This is a genomic window from Bradyrhizobium sp. P5_C11_2, from assembly GCF_054049755.1.
Genome location: NZ_JBFULT010000980.1, coordinates 1 through 1,462, shown reverse-complemented (window position 1 = coordinate 1,462; position 1,462 = coordinate 1). Strand labels below are relative to the sequence as shown.

Below are 1,462 nucleotides of genomic sequence, written 5' to 3'. Positions count from 1 at the left end.
GAGCAGGCCGTTGATCGAGCTCGATCCGCCCAGCGTCTTGCCGCGCGGCTGGAACACCTGACGCCCCTTCAACTCGGGCTCCGGCTCGGTCTGGTACATCCAGTTGACGGTCTTCTCCTTGAACAGTTTGCCGTAACCGAGCGGCACGTGGATCCAGATGTTGGAATCCTTTGGTCCCGCCTCGAGCAGCAGCACCGTGTGCTTGCCGTTCGCCGACAGCCTATTGGCGAGCACGCAGCCGGCGGAGCCGGCGCCGACGATGATGTAGTCGAATTCGGGATCGGACGGCGCGAGGGAGGAATTTGCGGTCATCTGTTGCCAGGGCCTGTGCTCATAAGCGTGACATATCTGCTTCCAAGGGTGAAGCAGACTTGGGCCGATCATTCCAGCCATTTCGCCTTTTTGCCCCACACGCGACATTGGCTAGTTGTTCGTAAAGTCCGCCTCTCAGCCCCCTGAATGGTGGATTCGTCCTGGCCGCGCCAGCCTGATCAGGAAGGCCTAAGAAAAAACGGCTCTCAAGTTGAGTGCCGTTCTCTCGATCCCGCATAGTTCAACACCAATGCCACCGGCCCTCACGACGTGAATGTTGACGTGATACTCTCGAATATCATCTGTGTTGGAGCCCATCGCGAAAGGCAATCGCTTCAAGTTCGACCCGGACGGCGTCCATGACGGGAACTACGGGTCTTGCCTGGAATTCGAACGCAGGCAACATCGAGCAGAACTTGTGAACCGCCAACGGATCTTCGCAGTCCAACAGCATATATCCACCCCAGTCGCCTACTCGTATAACGAACAACTCGATCTTGAAATTGTCAGGCGCCTTCCATTGAGTGAAAACCTCCAGTATCCGCTTCTGGGCGTTCTCGTACTCCATAGGCGATCCCTGCGGACGCTCGAACCAGCTGATCATGTACTTCATCGGCATCCTCCATTATGTTCGCTGAAATCCGAAGAATGACTTTTTGTTGTTCTTGAATAACAGCGTTGCGCGATTGGGCTTCGTTGACAAGTCAGCTCTTGGCACTTGGGACATCGAGCAAGTCGGGCCGGGCAAATGCGAGTTAAGAGTACGCGCCCGCGTGCGGATAGGTAAGGGCAACTGCCGATACACGCGACGCTTTGCTAACATTGATCAGGACGAACTCAATCTCAGATGTCGGCCCATGGCCCGTTCGAGACATTCCGGTTCGATCTGACGATGTCCGCTTATCCGGTCAGACCCGAAGTCATCACCTCGGAGTCAAACCGACGCGATTGACCAAGGCGCCACCGGCAACAGCCGCTCGATACTCGCGATTGCTCCGTCTTGCCTGCGCCTCTGACTGTCGCGCCGCTCAAAAGAGACCAGTGGCGTCAGTGCAATTGCAGCGGAAGTTACTCGCCATCATCTTCGAGCACGCCGTTGCGAGCGATGGAGCCGGCCGCAATTTGAAGCGAAGAACCAATCGCCCAACAG

Annotated in this window: 2 protein-coding genes; both read right to left on the bottom strand. The window is 56.6% G+C overall.

Annotation, left to right across the window (positions count from 1 at the left end):
* On the bottom strand, nt 1-312 hold a 312-nt coding region (locus ACXJL8_RS40905; protein WP_456687023.1), incomplete at its 3' end, for a GMC family oxidoreductase N-terminal domain-containing protein.
* A 298-nt stretch (nt 313-610) separates the two neighbouring features.
* The gene (locus tag ACXJL8_RS40900) at nt 611-925 is read right to left on the bottom strand and encodes a DUF3303 domain-containing protein (protein ID WP_456620372.1); all 315 of its coding nucleotides are present in this window, start codon (nt 923-925) and stop codon (nt 611-613) included.
* Between the last annotated feature and the right edge of the window lie 537 nt (nt 926-1,462).